At 45.7% G+C, this 21,263-nt stretch carries 18 protein-coding genes and 1 riboswitch; of the genes, 5 read left to right on the forward strand and 13 right to left on the reverse strand.

Annotated features, from left to right (window positions below):
• Positions 1–31: 31 nt before the first annotated feature.
• The 3 genes from MFP28_RS09855 to MFP28_RS09865 all read right to left on the reverse strand — a co-directional run bounded on the left by MFP28_RS09855 (position 32) and on the right by MFP28_RS09865 (position 2,624).
• Positions 32–934 (reverse strand): DUF2268 domain-containing protein, encoded by a 903-nt coding sequence (locus tag MFP28_RS09855; RefSeq protein WP_002907297.1) that lies wholly within the window; start codon positions 932–934, stop codon positions 32–34.
• 151 nt (positions 935–1,085) lie between these two features.
• Positions 1,086–1,739, reverse strand: coding sequence for a DUF4352 domain-containing protein (locus tag MFP28_RS09860; RefSeq protein ID WP_002907298.1), 654 nt, complete (start codon positions 1,737–1,739; stop codon positions 1,086–1,088).
• A 21-nt stretch (positions 1,740–1,760) separates the two neighbouring features.
• A complete protein-coding gene (locus tag MFP28_RS09865) occupies positions 1,761–2,624 on the reverse strand; it encodes a mechanosensitive ion channel family protein (RefSeq protein WP_002907299.1) in 864 nt (287 codons plus the stop codon).
• A 143-nt stretch (positions 2,625–2,767) separates the two neighbouring features.
• On the opposite strand from MFP28_RS09865, the gene sstT reads away from it, so the two are divergent.
• Positions 2,768–3,985: a serine/threonine transporter SstT gene (gene sstT, locus MFP28_RS09870; RefSeq protein WP_002907300.1), complete on the forward strand. Its 1,218-nt coding sequence runs from the start codon at positions 2,768–2,770 to the stop codon at positions 3,983–3,985.
• Between the two features lie 64 nt (positions 3,986–4,049).
• Here the strand turns inward: sstT and MFP28_RS09875 are convergent, their stop codons facing one another.
• From MFP28_RS09875 to MFP28_RS09900, 6 genes are all read right to left on the reverse strand, one after another.
• Complete coding sequence (locus MFP28_RS09875; RefSeq protein WP_002907301.1) at positions 4,050–5,387, reverse strand: alanine/glycine:cation symporter family protein; 1,338 nt, start codon at positions 5,385–5,387, stop codon at positions 4,050–4,052.
• An 85-nt stretch (positions 5,388–5,472) separates the two neighbouring features.
• Positions 5,473–5,565, reverse strand: a riboswitch (glycine riboswitch).
• Between the two features lie 165 nt (positions 5,566–5,730).
• The gene (gene trxA / locus MFP28_RS09880; RefSeq protein ID WP_002907302.1) at positions 5,731–6,045 is read right to left on the reverse strand and encodes a thioredoxin; all 315 of its coding nucleotides are present in this window, start codon (positions 6,043–6,045) and stop codon (positions 5,731–5,733) included.
• 84 nt (positions 6,046–6,129) lie between these two features.
• A complete protein-coding gene (locus tag MFP28_RS09885) occupies positions 6,130–7,548 on the reverse strand; it encodes a C69 family dipeptidase (RefSeq protein WP_032916090.1) in 1,419 nt (472 codons plus the stop codon).
• Between the two features lie 78 nt (positions 7,549–7,626).
• Positions 7,627–9,960, reverse strand: a complete 2,334-nt coding sequence (locus MFP28_RS09890; RefSeq protein WP_002907304.1) for an endonuclease MutS2 — start codon at positions 9,958–9,960, stop codon at positions 7,627–7,629.
• Between the two features lie 54 nt (positions 9,961–10,014).
• On the reverse strand, positions 10,015–10,566 hold the full coding sequence (locus tag MFP28_RS09895) for a CvpA family protein (RefSeq protein ID WP_002907306.1): 552 nt from the start codon (positions 10,564–10,566) through the stop codon (positions 10,015–10,017).
• 10 nt (positions 10,567–10,576) lie between these two features.
• Positions 10,577–10,867 carry a hypothetical protein gene (locus tag MFP28_RS09900; RefSeq protein WP_002896593.1) on the reverse strand — a complete coding sequence of 97 codons (291 nt, stop codon included), beginning with the start codon at positions 10,865–10,867 and terminating at the stop codon, positions 10,577–10,579.
• Positions 10,868–11,055: 188 nt separating this feature from the next.
• On the opposite strand from MFP28_RS09900, the gene rnhC reads away from it, so the two are divergent.
• From rnhC to recD2, 3 genes are read left to right on the forward strand one after another with little or no spacing between them, the layout of a single operon-like run.
• Entirely contained in the window at positions 11,056–11,946 is an 891-nt protein-coding gene (gene rnhC, locus MFP28_RS09905) for a ribonuclease HIII (protein ID WP_002907307.1), read from the forward strand.
• Between the two features lie 3 nt (positions 11,947–11,949).
• Complete coding sequence (gene lepB, locus MFP28_RS09910; RefSeq protein ID WP_002907308.1) at positions 11,950–12,579, forward strand: signal peptidase I; 630 nt, start codon at positions 11,950–11,952, stop codon at positions 12,577–12,579.
• A gap of 59 nt (positions 12,580–12,638) precedes the next feature.
• A complete protein-coding gene (recD2, locus tag MFP28_RS09915; RefSeq protein ID WP_002907309.1) occupies positions 12,639–15,005 on the forward strand; it encodes an SF1B family DNA helicase RecD2 in 2,367 nt (788 codons plus the stop codon).
• A 51-nt stretch (positions 15,006–15,056) separates the two neighbouring features.
• Here recD2 and MFP28_RS09920 read toward each other — a convergent pair whose 3' ends face one another.
• From MFP28_RS09920 to dinB, 4 genes are all read right to left on the reverse strand, one after another.
• A complete protein-coding gene (locus tag MFP28_RS09920; RefSeq protein ID WP_002907310.1) occupies positions 15,057–15,695 on the reverse strand; it encodes a TetR/AcrR family transcriptional regulator in 639 nt (212 codons plus the stop codon).
• Positions 15,696–15,770: 75 nt separating this feature from the next.
• Positions 15,771–16,517, reverse strand: coding sequence for a CPBP family intramembrane glutamic endopeptidase (locus tag MFP28_RS09925; protein ID WP_032916292.1), 747 nt, complete (start codon positions 16,515–16,517; stop codon positions 15,771–15,773).
• Between the two features lie 329 nt (positions 16,518–16,846).
• Positions 16,847–17,161, reverse strand: a complete 315-nt coding sequence (locus MFP28_RS09930; protein WP_002907313.1) for a hypothetical protein — start codon at positions 17,159–17,161, stop codon at positions 16,847–16,849.
• A gap of 214 nt (positions 17,162–17,375) precedes the next feature.
• Positions 17,376–18,440: a DNA polymerase IV gene (gene dinB, locus MFP28_RS09935; protein ID WP_002907315.1), complete on the reverse strand. Its 1,065-nt coding sequence runs from the start codon at positions 18,438–18,440 to the stop codon at positions 17,376–17,378.
• A 369-nt stretch (positions 18,441–18,809) separates the two neighbouring features.
• Here dinB and pflB point away from each other — a divergent pair, with 369 nt between their 5' ends.
• Positions 18,810–21,125, forward strand: coding sequence for a formate C-acetyltransferase (gene pflB, locus MFP28_RS09940; RefSeq protein WP_002896602.1), 2,316 nt, complete (start codon positions 18,810–18,812; stop codon positions 21,123–21,125).
• Positions 21,126–21,263 lie beyond the last annotated feature (138 nt).

The raw sequence follows: 21,263 nt of genomic DNA on the forward strand, positions 1-21,263 counted from the left end.
TCAAGTTTTGACAGATTTTCAAGTAAAAGTGTCATTTCCAAAAGTCTTTAGTCGCCTCTAAAATTTCTTCTGTCGGTGTTACTGTGGCCTCAATAATGCTCTTGCCAGTCTTTTTCAGATAGGCTTGTATCAGATGATAGCCATAAGCATAGCCTGCAGCATAAGGCATACCGACTGGTATTTGCCCCTGTATTTCTGCAATTTCATCACCGTAGAGATAAGGAGCCATTTCCGCCATCCCTGTTAGCTGAAGCTGACTGGAGATGATGGGCTTAATCTCTTCTAACTGCTCTGGACTGGTTGAAGTAACCCAAGGCCCAATGAGATCTTTGCCATAGAGCTCAGCAGCAAAAGACTCTGCCAATCCTTCACTAACTACCCAGTCTGCTAGTGTCGTCTGCTGGTTCCATTTGATAAATTGGAAGCGGACATTATGGTTGCACTCGTGAGCCAACGCAGCCTGCACACGTGGCAAAGTATAGTCATTCGGTAGCAGACTAAGCATGAGGTAGCCTGGAATTCCTCCATCTCCACTGTAACCCTTATTGAGCTGTAGCATGGGCTTTTCTGGATTGCCTAACAAAATAGTAAAATAGTAATCCTCAACCTCTAAATCATAGCCAGCTTGCTCAAAAAGACCGATACTCCTCTTGATGGTATCTTGACAATTTTGCCAGAGTTGATCAGAGCTCAGAGCATCAATAGCCGGTCTATCCTTTTCTGACAGAGTAGCAGGGAGATGATTCATAAAGCCAAGTAGGAAAAGAGCATCAAACCCTCCGGGATACTTCGCTTTCAGAGGAATGTGTTGTGTTCGATATTTTGTTGCAAAAGGTGCTAATATTTTAGCGCGAAAACAACCTTCTCTCTTTTCTAAAGGCAGCTCGAGCATCTCTTGATAAACCTTATCAGAACGAATGATATTGATTTTCATGGTAATCTCCTTTTCTAATTTTCACCAGTATACACCCTCCTCTAAGGTCAGAGTCAAGAAAAAGATTTGAAACATTTGTCTCAAATCTTCTTTTATTTATAAAATGAATTGCTTCCACCTATGAAGTTGTGTTTAGAAATTAGAAAAGACACTAAAGTGATGGGCTGTGACCCCCTATTGCCTCTGCTTTTTTCTCTTGCTTTGGCTTGCTTTTCTCCTTTTGCCACTTAGCATTGTCGTAGGTCACGGTATAGTTATCCTCATCGCCGCCTTCCCCGTCAAAAACCAAGTTAAAGCGGATAGACTTACCTGGCGCCAGATTGGTGCCGATTTGTGTATTGTCAAAAGTTGAGCCGTCCAAAATATAGACATTTTCCTTCTTGTCATAAAGTCCAAAGTCATAAGGACTGACCAGAATGGGCTTTTTAGAAGTGTTTTCAACCGTGATAGTCGCAACGACAGCTACTCCTGTTGACTCATCGCTCATGACTCTCTTGCTGTCTTCCACGGCTGAATGAACTGTCACCTTGAGTCCGCTGGAAAATTCAACTGTTTTCTCAAAAGCATGGCTGGAATAGGTCTCTAAAGGCGAGTTATGGTAGCCTGTGAGGGACTTAAGATGGTCATTTTCCTCCATGAGGCCAATCGTGGTGATGACGAGGAGAATGCTGAGCAAGGCCAGAAGAAAGATGATAATACCCGACACCAGAGCTGCCCAAAAGAGACCCTGCTTGTGGAGAGGACGTTTTAAACGGTAAACAAGATTGTTCTCACTGACAATTTCCTGCTGAATTCGCTGATTCATATGGACCTTTCTAATCAATAATTACTTGCCTTTTGAAAGGGGGCCAAGCGTCGGAAGCTCAATCCCCTCTCGTAAAAGCGCCTCATGGTAAAGACGGTAGAAGATATGGTAAATAGAAATCTGCATGCCTCCCTGCACTATCATACTGATACGGAAGTTGAACTGGCCATTTGAAGCCATCTGCGGCCCCAAGATATTCGGCTCTTTAAGAATCTCTGGATGTTCTGGCACTGCTTCTTCATTGACCTTAGAAATGATGCGGTAAATCTCGTCCAAATCCGTCTGGGCATAAATGGGAATGTCAATCAGAACACGCATATCTCCACGAGACAGATTACTGACAACCATGATATTGCGGTTGGGCACAAAATGAAGCGTTCCGTCCGCGTCCCGTACCTGCGTCGTCCGAATCCCTACACTGATTACTGTTCCAGCGATGTTGATAGGGCCGTTAGTCAGTCGAACATTGTCACCGACATCTAACTGCCGCTCGAGAAGGATAAAGAAGCCATTGACCAGATCCGACAGGAAGCCCTGGGCTCCCATCCCGATGGCTACCCCGGCAATCCCTGCACCAGCCAAAAGACTGGAAACCGGCAGACCCAAGATGGATAAAACCCAGTAAATCAAGAGGAAATACAAGACATAATTAAGCAGATTCTCAATCAGCCGAGTAATGGTTTTCTGTCTGGCTACATCCTGCTTGGATAGCTTGAGAGAGGGGGCAATGATCTTGGTCACTGACAAATGCAGGATTTTCTTAACGATGTAAAATAAGATAAAAAGCAGAAGTAAAGAGACCAGCTTGGAAAAAAGGTCATCTGCAATCTTGCTCCAGTCAAACTGCTGGATATAACGGGAAAAGACATTTCCGGTCTTAGACATAGGCCACCTCCAAAAAGATTACTACCATTATACCACAAAGACCACTCTGCACGAACATAGAATGGATAGCCCGACCTAACATTGCTTTCACCTCCTTTCTATCGTATAATAAAATAAGTATCTAAGACAAGAAAGGAACTTACATGGTCCATCGCTTCATCACTATTTGGAATAAAACCAATCTAATCAAGCGGATTTCCATCGGTATTAGCTTTGGTGTCCTGCTGGCTGTCGTCTTCCCCCAAGCACAAGCCATCGGACTTCTGGGCCAAATCTTCGTTGGCGGCCTCAAGGCCATCGCTCCGCTCCTAGTCTTCGCTCTGGTGGCAAACGCCCTGTTGCAGCAGCAAAAAGGGCAAAAGAGCAATATGAAAACAGTCATCTTGCTCTATCTTCTGGGAACCTTTGCGGCTGCCCTGGTCGCGGTTCTGGTCAACTTCTTCTTTCCAATTAGCATAGAGTTGGCTTCGTCCTCCCAAAAAGTTTCTCCGCCAGACGGAATCGGACAAGTCCTCAGCAATCTTCTGCTTCAGCTGGTGGACAATCCCGTCAACGCCCTCAGCTCCGCTAACTACATTGGTATACTGTCCTGGGCTGTCATCTTTGGAATTGCCATGCGGGAAGCCAGCCACCACAGCAAGGAACTGCTGCAGACCTTGGCAGATATCACTTCTAAGATTGTCGAGTGGATTATCAATCTAGCCCCTCTTGGCATTTTAGGCCTGGTCTACACGACCATTTCCGGCAAGGGCTTTCAGGCTCTAAAAAGCTATGGTATCCTGCTGCTGGCCTTGATAGCCAGCATGCTGATTGTCGCTCTGATTATCAATCCTTTGATTAGCTTTATCATGCTGCGGAAAAATCCTTATCCCTTGGTCTGGCGCTGTCTACGAGTCAGTGGTGTGACTGCTTTTTTCACGCGCAGCTCAGCGGCTAACATCCCCGTCAACATGAAACTCTGTCGGGATCTGGGGCTCAATCCAGAGACCTACTCAGTCTCTATTCCTCTTGGGGCCACTATCAATATGGCAGGGGCTGCCATTACTATCAATACCCTGACCTTGGCTGCTGTCAATACGCTGGGTATCAGAGTTGATTTTGGCACAGCTCTAGTTCTCAGTATTGTAGCAGCAATTTCTGCCTGCGGAGCTTCCGGCGTAGCTGGCGGGTCTCTCCTACTCATTCCGGTCGCCTGCAGCCTCTTTGGAATTTCCAATGATTTGGCCATGCAGGTAGTCAGCGTCGGCTTCGTTATCGGTGTCATTCAGGACTCCTGCGAGACAGCCCTCAACTCTTCTACTGACGTTCTCTTTACAGCTGTGGCCGAGATGAGCAGCTGGCCAAAAGAAAAACGTTATTAATTCGACAAAAAACCTCTAGACTTCCATCATTACAGAAAGCTAGAGGCTTTTTTATGTGAACAAGTTAGTTCTTTTTATGCTTGTCAAAGTATTTCTTTGTTTCACTGATGACAATAGGAGAAAGTGCTAGGAGAGCGATTAAATTCGGCAAGGCCATGAGGGCATTAACAATATCTGCAAGAATCCAGACCGCCTCTAGACCCACAAAGCCACCGAGAACAATCATAAGGACAAATAGCAAGCGATAAACGCGGATATAGCGCACCCCAAAGAGAAATTCAAAACAGCGCTCACCATAGTAATTCCAGCCCAAGATAGTCGTAAAGGCAAACAGAACTAGAAAGACTGAAAGCAGAACCGGACCAAAATTAGCAAAAACACTCGCAAAGGCTGCTTGGGTAAGAGACACACCATTGAGATTGCCATCCCAGACTCCTGTGATTAAAATCGTCAATCCTGTCAGGCTACAGATAATCAGGGTGTCGATAAAGGTTCCGGTCATGGAAATCAAGCCTTGTTCTACCGGTTCCTTAGTCCGAGCTGCCGCCGCTGCAATGGGTGCTGATCCCAAGCCAGATTCATTGGAGAAAACTCCACGCGCAACCCCGTTTTGAATTGCCATCTGGATGGTCGCACCGGCAAAGCCACCGACAGCAGCCGTCTGGCTAAATGCTGAGCTAAAGACTAGCTGGAGAGTTGGCAGCAGGCGATCTAGATTGACCGTTAAGACAGTCACAGTTCCCAAAATATAAATCGCTGCCATAAAGGGCACAACCTTGGTCGATACTCGGGCAATAGACTGGATGCCGCTGAAAATAACCAGAGCCACCAAAATAGCCAAGATAGAAGCTGTCACAGCTGGAGGCAGCTGAATGGTATTCTGCATGGCCTCTGTGATGGAATTGACCTGCGTAAAGGTCCCAATCCCCAGGAGAGCCACCAAGATACCAGCTATCGCAAAAAAGATGGCCAGCGGACGCCACTTCTCGCCCATTCCTAGTAAGATATAGTGCATGGGACCGCCCGCCATAGCGCCATGAGCATCCTTGCGGCGGTACTTGATAGCCAAGAGGCCTTCGGCATACTTCGTCGCCATCCCAAAGAAAGCAGCCACCCACATCCAGAAGAGTGCCCCCGGCCCACCAGTTTTAATGGCAGTTGCCACTCCAATGATATTTCCCGTTCCCACAGTCGCGGCCAGAGCCGTACAGAGAGCCGCAAAGCTCGAGACATCGCCCTGATGCTCCTCGTCCGATACAAAAATTAGCCGAAAGGCACGCGAAAGACGAAAAATCTGCAGCAAGCCCAGACGCAGACTGAGATAGATACCAGTACCAACCAGCAAAATGAGCAGGGGAGGACCCCAAACAAAAGAATCCAATTGATTCAATATTTCCAACATGATATAAGCTCCTTTTCACACCGAGAAAAAGAAAGAGCACATGCAAAACATGTACTCTGGATGTGCTGGAGTAGGGAAATCCCTGCCTCTTAGCTCTGTCCTTTTACCTGAGAGTTTGAGCGGTTCTAAACCGCCTTGCCCCTTCGGTGCCATTCATGGTCTCTCCAGAGTTCCGTCCATTTCACAGTCAGAGGCCCCGCCTCTTTCTGAAAAACTTCGTTCGGTGTTGATTATTAATTTTCTATTATTCTAAAAGAACATTCGCCTTTTGTCAACATTTTATAAAAATTTTTAAGGATGTAAACGTTTTTTGATACAAAAAAGAAGCCCAAAGGCTTCTTTCTTAGCTTAATTCCGCGATAATAGCCTTGAGCTGGTCTTTGGTGTGAACACCTGCGACTTGCTTAACGACTTGACCGTCTTTCTTGAACAGAAGGGTCGGAATGGACATAATGCCAAATTCACGGGCAGTATTTGGATTTTCATCCACATCCATTTTAAGGATTTTCAATTCGTCCTCAGGAACTTCCCCTGCTAACTGCTCCAGAATAGGCGCCTGCATACGGCATGGACCGCACCAAGTTGCCCAAAAGTCAATCAGAACTAGTCCATCTTTTGTTTCCTCTGCGAATGTTGCATCTGTAACTGCTGCTACCATAAATTTTCTCCTTTGAATAGCTTACTTTTGATAACATTTTACACCAAAAGCCAGAGAAAGAAAAATATTTGCTACGGGTAGCCCTTAGTCGCTCAGTGAGAAATGATTGGTCATGAGATTGCTGGCATCCAAGAGAACTTTCTCCAAGAGCTGGTCTGTCGCTTCTTGCACCTTGTCGCTCATGGCTTGATTTTCAGCTTCAAAGTCCACATCCTCGCCCTTGGCCAGAGCTCGGTCTACCCGACCAATCATTTCATGACCCCAGGCCATGGTCTTTTCCTGATAATCATCCAAGTCTCCGACATGACTGCTAAAATGAGCATCAGCCAACCCAGCAATGAGTCGATTAGCCCAGTAGAAAGAATCTGTCGAAACCTTGTCCGTCGTATTGGCAAAGTAGTCTGGCGTTGTCGAGACTTGAGTAAAGAAAGGAACAGCTGTATTGTAAGGCATGGAGCCGTAGGATAGCCACTGGATCCCAGTCGTTTCCTGCGGTTGATTAGGGCGTAGCTGCAAGATAGCTGTCTGGCTGGTCCGATTGATCCCAATAGTCCGGAAGGCCCGTCTGCTGTGGTGGTCCCCCTCTGCTCCGTAAGGATCATAAGGTGAATCCTGATAGTGACTGCTCAGGACATACTTGACATCTTCGATCGTAATCTTGCGGTAAGGCTTGCGGCACCAAGGTATGAAGAAACTCCTTGGATCTTGCTCCACCTCTGGATTGAGAAATCGCTGGATATCCCAAGCTCGCGGCGTATTGTAATGGCGGTCCTTATCCTTCTGGCTGCCAAAAGCATAGCGCGGATTGAAGCCCTCATCCGAGTAATTCAGATTGAGATAATTTTCCTTGATAAAGTTTTTAAGATTTGGATGACAGAGGAAGTGCTCAGGATTGTCAAATTCAAAATAATCACTACCCAGCTGATTGGGGTTGGTCACATAGGCATCATCCGGAACGCGCCGCGCCATCCAATGATGCCCCCCAATGGTTTCCAGCCACCAGATTTCATTGACATCTGAAATGGCAATCCCATTGGACTCATAAGTGCCGTACTCCTCTAGGATTTTCCCTAAGCGTAGAACCCCTTCGCGAGCTGTTTTGATATAGGGCAGAACCAGCGTAAGAATATCTTCCTCGCTGATACCTGACTCGACTAACGGATCAGCCCCCAGCACGCGGCTATTGGTTGTAATCGTTTCCGTTGCGCTGACAGCAACATTATAACTGTTAATCCCAGCAGCTCCCCAGATCCCATCTTTGGGAACTGCATCTGGCACTGCCGTATAGCGGACTGGATTATCTGGCAACTCCATCTCAAAAGATGTCAAAACTGACTGATAATGGCGTGGCTGGTCTTGTGGCTCCACTACGACAAATTTCTTGGGCGTAAAGACCCCGTTTTGTGAATCCTCTGTACGAGCCACAATGGTTGAACCGTCGTAACTGGCCTTCTTGCCTACCAAAATAGTCGTGCAAGAATCTGATGCGTGTTTTAATCTCATGGCTTCTTCCTCCAATCTATTATACGCCTACATTATAGCACAAAAAATGGCTTAACCAGCCATTTTTCTTTATCCTTCTTACTTAAAGATCACAATCGTTGCGCCGCTCCCCCCAGCATTTTGTGGAGCATAGCCGAAAGACTTGACATGCTTGTTGCGGCGGAGGTATTTTGTCACCCCTTCACGGATGACGCCGGTCCCGATACCGTGGATAATATCCACCTGAGCCATGTTATTGAGGAGGGCCTGATCAATAAAGGCATCCAGCTCTTCCATGGCCTCTTCGTAGCGCTTGCCGCGCAGATCCAGTCTGGCTTTCGGTCCAGCAGTATTAGCCCGCTTGACCACATTGACCTGCTTGCGCTTAGGTTGCTGCTCCTTTTCAGCCTTGAGTAAGTTAAACTCCTGCTCTTCTAGAGTCATCTTGATAAGACCGACCTGAGCTTCCCAACGGCCGTCCTTGAGCTGCTTGACCAAGGTTCCCCGCTGACCATAGCTGGTGACTAGGATATCATCTCCCACCTTGGGTGCCCGATTTTTCTTGGCCTGCTTGAGCACCTTATTCTTTGATAAATCAACCGTTTCTGGTGCCAACTTTTTAAGTTGAGCCTTGGCTTCAATAATCTCATGCGGTTTAAGGCTGGACTTATCATGGAGTTTTTTGAGAATGCTCTCACTCTCTGACAAAGCCAAATCAACGATTTCCTGGGCTTCCAATCGCGCCTTATTCAGCTCGGTTTCCTTTTCTCGGTTAAACTCATTATATAGCTTTTTGAGGGCTCGATTAAATTTGAGATTTTCCTGCTCCACCTCGCGGATATTATCCAAGCGCTTGCGGCTTTCCAGCTTCTGCTCCTCTAGGCGCTCAATGATCCGATTGACATCACTGTCTGTGTCAGTCTGCTCTTGGGCATGGCTAACGATAAGTTCAGACAAGCCTAAACGGCGAGCAATTTCAAAGGCATTGGAGCGGCCAGGCACACCCTGCATAAAGCGATAGGTCGGTCTTAAACTATCTGTATCAAACTCCATGCTGGCATTTTCCACCCAGTCCGTCTCAATCCCATAGGCTTTGAGCTCAGGATAGTGGGTCGTCGCCATTGTTTTAATCTGTCTTAGCCGCAAGTCTTCCAAGATAGCAATGGCCAGAGCTGCACCCTCTTGCGGGTCAGTCCCAGCTCCCAGCTCATCCAGCAGAACCAGACTCTCGCTATCAACCTGCTCTAAAATAGAGACGATATTGGTCATGTGACTGGAGAAAGTCGACAGGCTCTGCTCAATGGACTGCTCATCACCAATGTCTGCAAAAATCTGACTGAAAATCCCGACGCGACTTCCCTTGTCTGCCAGAATCGGCAAACCTGACTGGGCCATGATCTGAGCTAAGCCCAAGGTCTTCAGCATGATGGTCTTACCACCCGTATTAGGCCCAGTAATGACAATCTCTGTCAAGTCTGGCCCGAAATGCAGGTCATTGGCCACTGCATTTTCAATCAGGGGATGACGGACACTGAGCAGTTGGATATCCTGCTCTTCCGACAGGTCTGGCACCACTGCTCCCGTCTCCTGCATGAAGCGGACCTTGGCACGCACCAGATCCAGATGTCCGATAATCCAAGCATTGTTGGCAATTTCAGCTGCATGGGGACGGAATAGGTCCGATAATTCCTGCAAAATCCGCTGAATTTCATATCGTTCATCCGCCCGACTGCTGGCGATTTCTTCGTTGAGATTGACAACTGCTCTAGGCTCGATATAGACGGTATTGCCGCTGGCTGAAATATCGTGAACCACACCAGAAATGCGGTTGCGGTAGGTATTTTTCACAGGCAGCACATTGCGGCCATTCCGACTGGCCACTACCTGATCCGCCAGCATCTCTCCCTTGTTTTTGAGAATCTCCTGCAGGATTTCCCGCACCTGATTTTCATTTTCTTGAATTTTTCGGCGGATACGGCTCAGACTTTCGCTGGCAAAACTTTCGATAAAGCCGCCATCATTCACAGCCTGCAGACTTCCTTGTAGCTTAGGGAAAACAGCTAGATTCTCAAACAGACGGTCCAGCTTTTCCAAGTGCACATTTTCCAAGTCCTCATAAAAGGACTTGAGTTCCTGAGTCACAGCCAAGACGCGCTTGAGAGCCAAAAACTCCTCAATATTCAAGTCGCTCTCCAGCTCCAAGCGCTTGGTCAAGGCAGTAATATCCTGAGTCGCAGCTAGACTAAAGTGCGGATGCTGCACAAAAATCTGCTGCATATCTGTCATTTCCAGAAAAGCCGAGGCCACCGTCTCCTTCTTGCTGGTCGGCAAAAGCAGGCCCAGCTCCAGCTGCCCCTGCTCTGTCAAAAGATAGGGAGCAAAAAGTTCTTTTATTTTCTTAAATTCTAAGGTTTCTAAAATTTTTGTGTTCATAATTTTCTTTTCTAGTAAAAAAGAACCCAGCTAGCAGGCCAACTGAGTCGTCTTTTATCCGATAACTTGATTCACCCAGAGATCTTTGAGGATATTGGATGTGATAGGGGTATACTTGACAATAAAGCGAATCATAAAGCTGCTGTTGAGCCGCTCCTGAACCATCTCCATCGGCACCGTCGCTAAAATAGTCAGGCACATTCCCAAAACAAAAATAGAGATGCAAACAGCGATAGCTCCGCTGGTCACATTGTACCATTTGGTATCCAGCTTATTGGAGTAGGGAATCAGATTCGCAAAAATCCCAAAAAAGCGCCCAAGGATGTAGACAGCCGTAAAAATAATGAGATAGGCCAAACCAGCATAAAAAACCTGGTCCAACTGAAAGAGCTGGGAGCTAGGGAAAAAATAGGTCGAAGAGCCCTGAGTCGCACTGGCATAAGGCACCCAAAGGCTGATAAACTTAGCCAAACTCTTATAAAAAGCTCCAGCTACCAACATAGAAACCATGGTCGCAGCGGCATAATAGCCCTGCAGAACAATGCCACGCGAGTAGCCAATATAAAAGCTCCAGGCCAATATTAGTAAAATAATAATAGAAAGCATTATTTCTCCTCTATTTACCCGACTTTTCTCTCAAATCACTGAGCATTTTGTGACGAAAATCTTCTAGTTCTTTTTCCTTGTCGTCAAACTCAATCTCGCGGCTGAGCTGGGTAGACAGGCTATTGACAGCCAGCAAAATCGCCAGGACTTCATCATCTGCCGCAGGCATCTGCTCTTTGATAGCCTTGTATTTTTCCTTTGCTACCCGTTCTACTTCTTCCATAAAGAGATTATCGTGTTCTGTTGTTAGAGTTAAGGTCTTGTTTCCAAATGTAAATTTATATCGATTCAAATTTGCCATAAAATCACCTCATTGTATTATATCAAAAAAGAAGCCCTTTGTCAGTTATAAAAACACTTAGAACTAGACAGGGACTTTCTTTTTCATCTTTTTTGACATAGCAAACAGCGATGCGCTCCTACAAAATTTTTGTAGGATTTTCAATCTTATGACTTTAGACTTTTCCTTTTTATGGTACAATAGGGGGTATGGAAAGTATCACCCTCAGTCCCAAACAGCAAGAAATTCAGGCTTTTATTGAGAAATATCAGAGTCAGCTGGCTCCCAGTAAGAACCCGCATATTCAATACTTCTTCAGGCTGGATCAGGCGACGGTCAGTGTCTTTAGCTCCGGAAAAGTTCTCTTTCAAGGGGCAAAAGCTGCTCACTACGCTGGCTTTTTTGGCCATCAACCAGAAAAATCCAGTTCTAGTCCTGCTTCTCAGAATTTTGCCCTCATTGGGACGGATGAGGTCGGCAACGGCTCCTACTTTGGAGGTCTAACCGTCGTAGCTTCTTTCGTCACTCCAGACCAGCACGACTTTCTGAGAAAACTGGGTGTCGGTGATTCTAAAACCTTGAACGATAGCAAGATTCGCCAACTGGCGCCGGTCTTAAAAGAAAAGATTGCTCATCAAGCTCTGCTCCTATCGCCAGAGAAGTACAATGAAGTCATCGCTTCTGGCTACAATGCCGTCTCTGTCAAGGTAGCTCTGCACAATCAAGCTATCTACCTACTGCTGCAGAAAGGCATCAATCCCGAAAAAATCGTCATCGATGCCTTTACCAGCCAGCAAAACTACAATAAATACCTAAAGCAGGAAAAGAATCATTTTCCAAATCCGGTAAGTCTGATTGAAAAGGCTGAAGGAAAGTTCCTAGCTGTTGCAGTCAGCTCTATTATCGCTCGTGACCTCTTTCTGGAAAATCTAGAAAATCTCAGTCAAGAGTTAGGCTATACCCTGCCCAGCGGAGCCGGAAGCAAGAGCGATCACGTTGCCAGCCAGATTCTTCAAGCCTATGGAATGGCCGGCCTGCAGCATTCTGCTAAACTCCACTTTAAAAATACTGAAAAAGCTCAAAAACTTCTAGAAAGGTAACCTATGAAAAAATCAAATACTGCCGTTGTCATTCTCAAAGAATGGGGACTCTTTATCATCTTTATCTCTGTCATTATCCTATCACGACTCTATCTCTGGTCCCCTGTAAAGGTAGATGGCCACTCTATGGACCCTACGCTAGCTAATGGGGAATACCTGCTTGTCCTCAAACATCAGTCTATTGACCGATTTGATATCGTTGTTGCCACTGAAACAGATAAAGATGGAACGACCAAGGAGATTGTCAAGCGGGTTATCGGTATGCCGGGTGATACTATTCAGTATGAAAATGATACTCTTTACATCAACGGCAAAAAAACAGACGAGCCTTACCTGACGGACTACATCAAAAAATTCAAAGAAGACAAGCTCCAATCCACTTATACTGGGGATGATTATGATGACAATGGTGTGTTTTTCAGAAAACTCGCTGCTCAGGCTCAAGCTTTCACTGTTGATAGTGAAGGCAGCCCTGTCTTCACCATCAAGCTTCTGGATGATGAATACCTGCTTCTGGGTGACGACCGAATTGTTTCCAAGGATAGTCGCCAAGTCGGTACCTTCCAAAAAGAACAAATCCAGGGCGAAGCCAAGTTCCGCTTCTGGCCACTGCTGCCTTTTAAGACCTATTAAGCATACCGAACTCAGTTGAACGTCAGCTGGGTTCGTTTTAAAAGAAGAACCTATAAACTATGGAATTTTACTTTTCAGGAACGATTGAACGCATTATTTTTGAAAATCCCAGCAACTTTTTCCGTATTCTGCTCTTAGATATTGAGGATACGGATGCCGAGGATTTTGAAGATTTTGAAATCATTGTCACCGGCTCCATGGCAGATGTCATGGAAGGCGAAGACTACACCTTCTGGGGCAGTCTCGTCCAGCACCCCAAATATGGCCAGCAGCTGAAAATCTCCCGCTATGAGCGAGCAAAACCCAGCAGCAAAGGCCTAGTAAAATACTTCTCCAGTGACCATTTCAAGGGCATCGGGGTCAAGACTGCTCAAAAAATCGTCCAACTCTACGGAGAAGATACCGAGGACACCATTGACAAGATTTTAGCGGAGCCGGAAAAGCTATCCCAGATAAACGGATTAGCAGCTAAGAACCGCGAGGCCTTTGTCGCCAAGCTCAGACTCAACTACGGAACGGAGATGGTACTAGCCAAGCTGGCAGCCTACGGCATTCCCAATAAGCTGGCTTTTCAAATCCAGGATACCTACAAGGAAGAAACGCTGGATATTGTCGAAAAATATCCCTATCAGCTGGTAGAGGATATTCAGGGAATCGGCTTTAAAATCGCTGACCACTTGGCAGAAGAACTGGGCATCCAAAGTGATGCCCCTGAGCGTTTTCGGGCTGGCCTTGTCCACACCTTGCTGACCCAGTCTATGGAGCGGGGAGATACCTATGTTGAAGCTCGTGATTTACTTGAGCATACCATCGAGCTCTTAGAAAGCTCACGTCAAGTGGAGCTGAACCCTAGTCTAGTCGCTGATGAGCTGGCCCATCTGATTGAGGAAGATAAGGTCCAAAATGTAGAGACCAAGATTTTTGAAAACAGCCTATTTTTTGCTGAAGAAGGAATAAAAAGTAATCTGGTCCGTCTGTTGGAAAAAGGAGAGCAAGACTGCTTTGACACAGATAACATTACTGCGGCTATCCAGCAAGTGGAGGAAAGATCTGGTATCTCCTATGACAGTATCCAAAAAGAAGCCATCCGTCAGGCTATCAATCAGAAGGTCTTTATCCTAACCGGCGGACCGGGAACTGGAAAAACTACTGTTATCAACTGCATCATCGCAGTCTACGCCCAGCTTCGTGGCTTGGATCTTCGAAAGGTCAATGATTTGCCTATTCTGCTTGCAGCTCCTACCGGACGTGCTGCTCGTCGCATGAACGAATTGACCGGTCTTCCTAGTGCCACTATCCACCGCCACTTGGGGATGACTGGAGATGATGATACCAGTCATTTGGATGATTATCTAGATGCTGATTTTATCATTGTGGATGAATTTTCCATGGTGGATACTTGGCTGGCTAATCAGCTGCTCAGCAATATCTCCTCTCAGACCAAACTCTTGATTGTCGGAGATGCAGACCAGCTGCCCTCTGTCAGTCCCGGTCAGGTTCTGGCAGATTTGCTGCAGATACCGACTATTCCACAGACCAAGCTGGAAACCATCTATCGGCAGAGCGAGGAGTCTACAATTGTCACACTGGCCAGCCAGATTCAGAAGGGCATTTTACCAGCAGATTTTACAGAGAAAAAAGCGGACCGCTCATATTTTGAAGCTAGAAATGAGCATATCCCGCCTATGATTGAGAAAATCGCTAGCGCAGCCATTCGCAGCGGTATCCCAGCTCAAGATGTTCAAGTATTGGCACCTATGTATCGGGGGCCAGCCGGCATTGACCAGATTAATAATCTTATGCAAAATCTCATCAATCCTGTCGAGAAAGATGAACTGACCTTTGAAGCTCCCGACTGTCAGTATCGCCAAGGAGACAGGGTTATTCACTTGGTCAATGATGCTGAAAGCAATGTCTTTAACGGTGACTTAGGATATATCAGCGACCTGCTGCCTGCTAAGTACACCGACTCCAAGCAGGACGAGCTGACCATTGACTTTGATGGCAATGAACTTGTTTATCAGCGTAGCGAGTGGTACAAGATTCGCCTGGCCTACGCCATGAGTATCCACAAGTCTCAGGGCAGTGAATTTCCCGTGGTCATCTTGCCCATCACCAAGAGCAGTCATCGGATGCTGCAGCGCAACCTCATCTACACCGCTATCACCCGCGCCAAGAGCAAGTTGATCTTACTTGGGGAAAAAGCAGCCTTTGACTATGCTGCAAAAAACACTGGCACCGCCCGCAAAACCTATCTGAGAGAGCGTTTTGAAGACCTTAAGTCCCCTCCAGAACTTGCCCACACTCCTGTGGATAGGTTGGAAAAAGCTGTGGAAAACTATGTCCTGACTGAGGAAAATTTCCTGAAAATCGACCCCCTAATCGGCCTGACCGAGGAAGATATCCACAGTATATTCAGCACATAAATAAAAAGGCTGGGACAGAATTAAATTTTTTAGTTCTGTCCCAGCCTTTTTTTATGCCTTATTTTTCTGGCTAAAGAGCTGCAGGAGCTCGTCAGTAAAGATATCCAGACCGACCGAGGTCATCATAAACTGCAGAAAATGGAAGCGTTCTGGCAGTTTTTCAGGATCGCTTTCAAAAACGGTCCCATGCATCCAAAAATTCACCAGCAGCAGAAAGACTTCCGCAGCCTGGTCCGGATACTGGGTCTGAAGGGAGCCATCTGCCATCCCTTTTTTGATAATGTCACTGACCAGAGGGGCGCTTATCCACAGATTGTCCCGCATCATGGTCAAAATAAAGCCCGCGTCCTTCTCATACTCACCCAAAATGCCGTCCGTAGCCCGGGCTGTCTGACTTTCCAGATTAGACTTGAGGATGGTCTGCAGCTGCTCTCTGCCAGTCAGATTTTCCGTAGCCTTGAGCCACTGCTTCATCTCTTCTTCCATCAGCTCCTGCCGGCTCCTCATCACCGCCAGGACAATCTCATCTTTTGACTTGAAATGATGATAGATAGCCCCCTTGGAGATGCCCGCCGTCTGAGCAATATCCTGCATACTGGTCTTTTCGGACCCCTTTTGGATAAAGAGCTGGGTTGCTGTATTTAAAATTTTTTCTCTCATGGCCTGGGATTTGTCTTTTCGCTGCGCCATTCTGTTCCCCTTTGTTTCTAGTATAGCTTTATTCTACCAAAAAAGCCGGAGAAATACAAAATCATAAAAATATCTTTAAGCCTTGTCTTGCTGATCCCTTTGATACCAAAGATAGATACTGTAAGCCGCCATCAAGATATAGCCTAGGAAAAAGAGCGGATTTTCCGTCCCCTTGCCCAGGAAAATGCCTTCGCCAATGGTATTGATGGCCCCGTGGAAAAGAACACAGTAAAGGATGGACTGACTGACCTTGTAAAGAGCCGCCAGCCAGAAACGGGCGAGCAGGCAACCCGCTGTAAAGAGCAGAAGAGAGGTCCCCGCCTGACTGCTGCCGGGGGTAAAGAAGAGGGGCAGATGCCAGACAACCCAGATTAACCCAGTTGTTACAGTTGCCAAAGGGAAGGGCAGGATCTTCTCCAGACTTGGCTGCAGGAAGCCCTGCCAGCCAATCTCTTCATTGCCGCCTGTCAGAAAAGTCGTCATGAGAAAAAGCAGAGCAATCCTGAGGGGGCTAAAACCAGGCAGGAGCGGGCTCCAAAAGACTATGGAAAGGGTATAAAGAATTGTCAAAATCAAGAGATGGACCCAAGTCCTTTTTCGGGCCGATCCGATAGAAGCCAAGAGCTCCTTGAACGATTTTCCTAAGACCAGTTTGGCTCCAATGGCCGGGCCAAAAACACCAGCGATGGTTAGAACCTGGGAAATAATAGGAATTCTCAGGAAAGCCGAAGCCAGCCAGGCAGACCAGCTGATAACAAAGGTCCAGGCCAGAAAGGGCAGGATATGCCTTGTCTCTGGCTCTACATGTGTTTGTGTTTTCATTTGTGTTTTCATATGATTACTCCTTATCAAATGTAGAATAGTGAAAAGGCATCCGAAAACTGGACAAAGGCATCCTTTACTCTCAGTCTTTCAGATGATTTCCTGTTTTGAAACGCAGATTTTAAAATCCGACCATTCGGTTTGTTTTATTATAAAAAATAAAGACCTGCACCAAATAGAAAACATAGTCTTTTAGTCCTTGCCTAAAATAAAAAGCAAAGATAGACTAAATGATGCTAAAAGCTATGTCAACAACGTCTAGCTGCTGCCTGCTGCTTTTAGTTTCTAAGTTGTCCTGACTCTGATGCTTAAAACAGGTCATCTCTCTGCTACTTGCTCCTTTCTTTATTTTGCAATCGCCGAATTTGCCAGAGATTGGAGGCAATGCTCAGACCCCCTACTGCCATAATACCCAGTCCTCGCCATGGGCTAAAGACAGAAGTCAGCAAGCCACCAGCAAGGACAGCATATCCAGCTTTGACTCCCCACTTAGAATAGCGTATGCCATTCTCACCCTGTGACATCTTTTTCAGCTTTTCTGCATGCTGCTGCAAAAACTCTTTCTGACCTTCCAGCTGCCGATCCATCTCCTGATTCAACTTGAGGATGTGCTCGCTTGTTTTTTCTACTACAGATTTCTTCATTTCTGCTCCTTTCTTTTCAAAAAACCGACCAGACGGTTTTTTTATTTTATAGACCTAGTATAACAGACACAGAAAACTTTGTCCAGTATTTTTTCAAAAAAGATTATTTTTAGTCAATGAAAATCATCAGACAACTTAGAAAATCGTCACAGGCAACTCTCTCATACTAAAAACTATATCTAAAAAAGCTCGGTAATGAACCAAGCCTTTATCTTTATTCAAACCCCGTCACTGTCAGTCCTAGCAGCCGGATACCTCGTGGTTGTTCTTCCAAGCTATCGTAAATCTCATGAGCCGTTCGCTCGATTTGCTCCTTGTCTTGAGTGGCTAGAGGCAAACTTTTTCTTTTAGTCAAGGTGGAGAAATCAGCATAGCGGATTTTCAGAACGATGGTTCGCCCTTTCTTGTCATGCTTAGTCAAGCTATTTTCTACCTTCTGAGCCAGCAAGGTCAGCTCTTTCTTGATATCCTCCTCACTATAGAGTAGTTTGGCATAGGTCCGCTCCTTCCCGATCGACTTACGAATACGATTGGATTTGACTGGACTATTACTGATGCCACGCGCTTTACGATAGAGATCAAAACCAAAGCGACCAAACTTATCAATCAGGGTCATTTCTGGTACCTTGAGCAGATCTGCGCCGGTATAAATACCCATGTCATGTAGTTTTTCAACGCTCTTTTTACCAACTCCATGAAACTTGGCAATATCCATAGGCGCCAGAAAGGCCTCTGCTTCCTCAGGAAGAATGACAGTCAGACCATGAGGCTTCTCATAGTCACTGGCAATCTTGGCCAGAAACTTATTATAAGAAACGCCCGCTGAAGCCGTCAGATGCAGCTCATTCCAGATATCGTGCTGAATCAGCTTGGCTATTTTGACTGCGGATTTAATTCCTAACTTGTTTTCTGTCACATCCAGATAAGCCTCGTCGATACTCATTGGCTCAATCAAGTCCGTATAACGTTTGAAAATTTCTCGGATCTGCAAGCCGACTGCTTGATATTTTTCGTAATTCCCCGAGATAAAAATGCCCTGCGGGCAACGCTCATAGGCTTCCTTGGAGCTCATAGCCGAATGAACTCCGAACTTTCTGGCCTCATAATTGCAGGTGGAGACGACACCACGACCACCAGTCAAACGGGGATCGCTGCCGATAATGACCGGATGTCCCTTTAGCTTAGGATTATCCCGCTCTTCCACCGAAGCAAAAAAAGCGTCCATATCAATGTGGATAATCTTCCGAGATGTATCGTTAATCAGTGGAAAAATCAGCATGCCCTCCTCCTTTCTCCTGCCATCAATCTCAGCTTACAGGCTTTCACAAAGTCGGCCCTTTTTGCTCAAATAAATCTGAAACAGTTTTTCATTCTTGTAAAAAGTATTTTAAACGTAAGATTCTTCGCCAGTAATTTTTATATGACATTTTAATTACTTTTATTATAACTTTTTTACCCATTTTTCCAAAATATTTGAAAAGAGTTATGTTTTTCAAATCTATAGTACACATCCGAGACTTTTTACTTTCTGTATTATAAAAGAAAGTCTTTCTTTCTGCCGAAAATGGTTTGTGAAACCGATTACCGTATGATATACTTTACTTATAAATGTAACAGTTTATGTTGCTAGAATAAAGAGGAAAATCAAATGGTTGTAAAAACAGTTGTTGAAGCTCAAGATATTTTTGACAAAGCTTGGGAAGGCTTCAAAGGTGAAGACTGGAAAGAGAAAGCAAGTGTTTCTCGCTTCGTTCAAGCTAACTACACACCTTATGATGGAGATGAAAGCTTCTTGGCAGGTCCTACTGAGCGCTCACTCCACATCAAGAAAATCGTAGAAGAAACAAAAGCTCACTACGAAGAAACTCGTTTCCCAATGGACACTCGTCCAGCATCTATCGCTGATATTGACGCTGGTTACATTGACAAGGACAACGAACTGATTTACGGTATCCAAAACGACGAACTCTTCAAATTGAACTTCATGCCAAAAGGCGGTATCCGCATGGCTGAAACTACTTTGAAAGAAAATGGATACGAACCAGATCCTGCTGTTCATGAAATCTTTACTAAATATGTTACTACAGTAAATGACGGTATCTTCCGTGCCTACACTTCTAACATCCGCCGTGCTCGCCACGCCCACACTGTAACTGGTCTTCCAGATGCTTACTCACGCGGACGTATCATCGGGGTTTACGCACGTCTTGCTCTTTATGGAGCTGACTACCTCATGGCTGAAAAAGTTCGCGACTGGAATGGTTTGACTGATATTGACGAAGAAACAATCCGTCTGCGCGAAGAAATCAACCTGCAATACCAAGCACTTGGTGAAGTTGTAAAATTGGGTGACCTTTACGGAGTTGACGTTCGCCGTCCTGCCTTTGACGTTAAAGAAGCTATCCAATGGACTAACATCGCCTTCATGGCTGTCTGCCGTGTCATCAATGGTGCTGCTACTTCTCTCGGACGTGTGCCTATCGTTCTTGACATCTACGCAGAACGTGACTTGGCTCGCGGTACTTACACTGAATCAGAAATCCAAGAATTTGTTGATGATTTCGTTATGAAACTTCGTACAGTGAAGTTTGCTCGTACGAAAGCTTATGACCAACTTTACTCTGGTGACCCAACCTTCATCACTACTTCTATGGCAGGTATGGGGAACGACGGCCGTCACCGTGTTACAAAGATGGACTACCGTTTCCTTAACACACTTGACAACATTGGTAACTCTCCAGAGCCAAACTTAACCGTTCTCTGGACTGATAAACTTCCATACTCATTCCGTCGCTACTGTATGCACATGAGCCACAAGCACTCTTCTATCCAATACGAAGGTGTAACAACAATGGCTAAAGACGGCTACGGTGAAATGAGCTGTATCTCTTGCTGTGTGTCTCCACTTGACCCTGAAAACGAAGAACAACGCCACAACATCCAATACTTTGGTGCCCGTGTAAACGTGCTGAAAGCCCTTCTGACAGGTCTCAATGGCGGTTACGACGATGTTCATAAAGACTACAAGGTATTTGACATCGAGCCTATCCGTGACGAAGTTCTTGAATTCGAATCAGTTAAAGCGAACTTTGAAAAATCACTTGACTGGTTGACTGACACTTACGTAGATGCCTTGAACATCATCCACTACATGACTGACAAGTACAACTACGAAGCTGTTCAAATGGCCTTCTTGCCAACTTACCAACGCGCTAACATGGGATTCGGTATCTGTGGATTTGCCAACACTGTTGATACCTTGTCTGCTATCAAGTACGCAACTGTTAAACCAATCCGCGACGAAAACGGCTATATCTACGACTATGAAACAATCGGAGAATACCCACGTTGGGGTGAAGATGACCCTCGCTCAAATGAACTGGCTGAATGGTTGGTTGAAGCTTACACAACTCGTCTGCGCAGCCACAAACTTTACAAGAACGCTGAAGCAACAGTATCACTCTTGACTATCACATCTAACGTTGCTTACTCTAAACAAACTGGTAACTCACCAGTCCACAAAGGAGTTTACCTCAACGAAGATGGTAGCGTAAACTTGTCTAAATTGGAATTCTTCTCACCAGGTGCCAACCCATCTAACAAGGCAAAAGGTGGCTGGTTGCAAAACTTGAACTCACTTGCTAGCTTGGACTTCAGTTACGCAGCTGACGGTATCTCATTGACAACTCAAGTATCACCTCGTGCGCTTGGTAAGACTCACGACGAACAAGTAGACAACTTGGTTACTATCCTGGATGGCTACTTCGAAAACGGTGGTCAGCACGTTAACTTGAACGTTATGGACTTGAAGGATGTTTACGACAAGATTATGTCTGGCGAAGATGTTATCGTTCGTATCTCAGGTTACTGTGTAAATACTAAGTACTTGACTCCAGAGCAAAAGACTGAATTGACTCAACGTGTCTTCCACGAAGTACTCTCTATGGACGATGCTTTGAGCTAATAAACAACTAAAGACTTACAAACCATTTGAAAGAAGATTGGAAATCTCCAATCTTCTTTTTTGTATTTCAGACTTCGAGTGACTGCCAACTTGATGATATTTTTTAGAGGCTTTATGGTATAATGGTTCTATTGCTAT

Source organism: Streptococcus sanguinis, from assembly GCF_050234405.1.
Classification (GTDB): Bacteria; Bacillota; Bacilli; order Lactobacillales; family Streptococcaceae; genus Streptococcus; species Streptococcus sanguinis_W.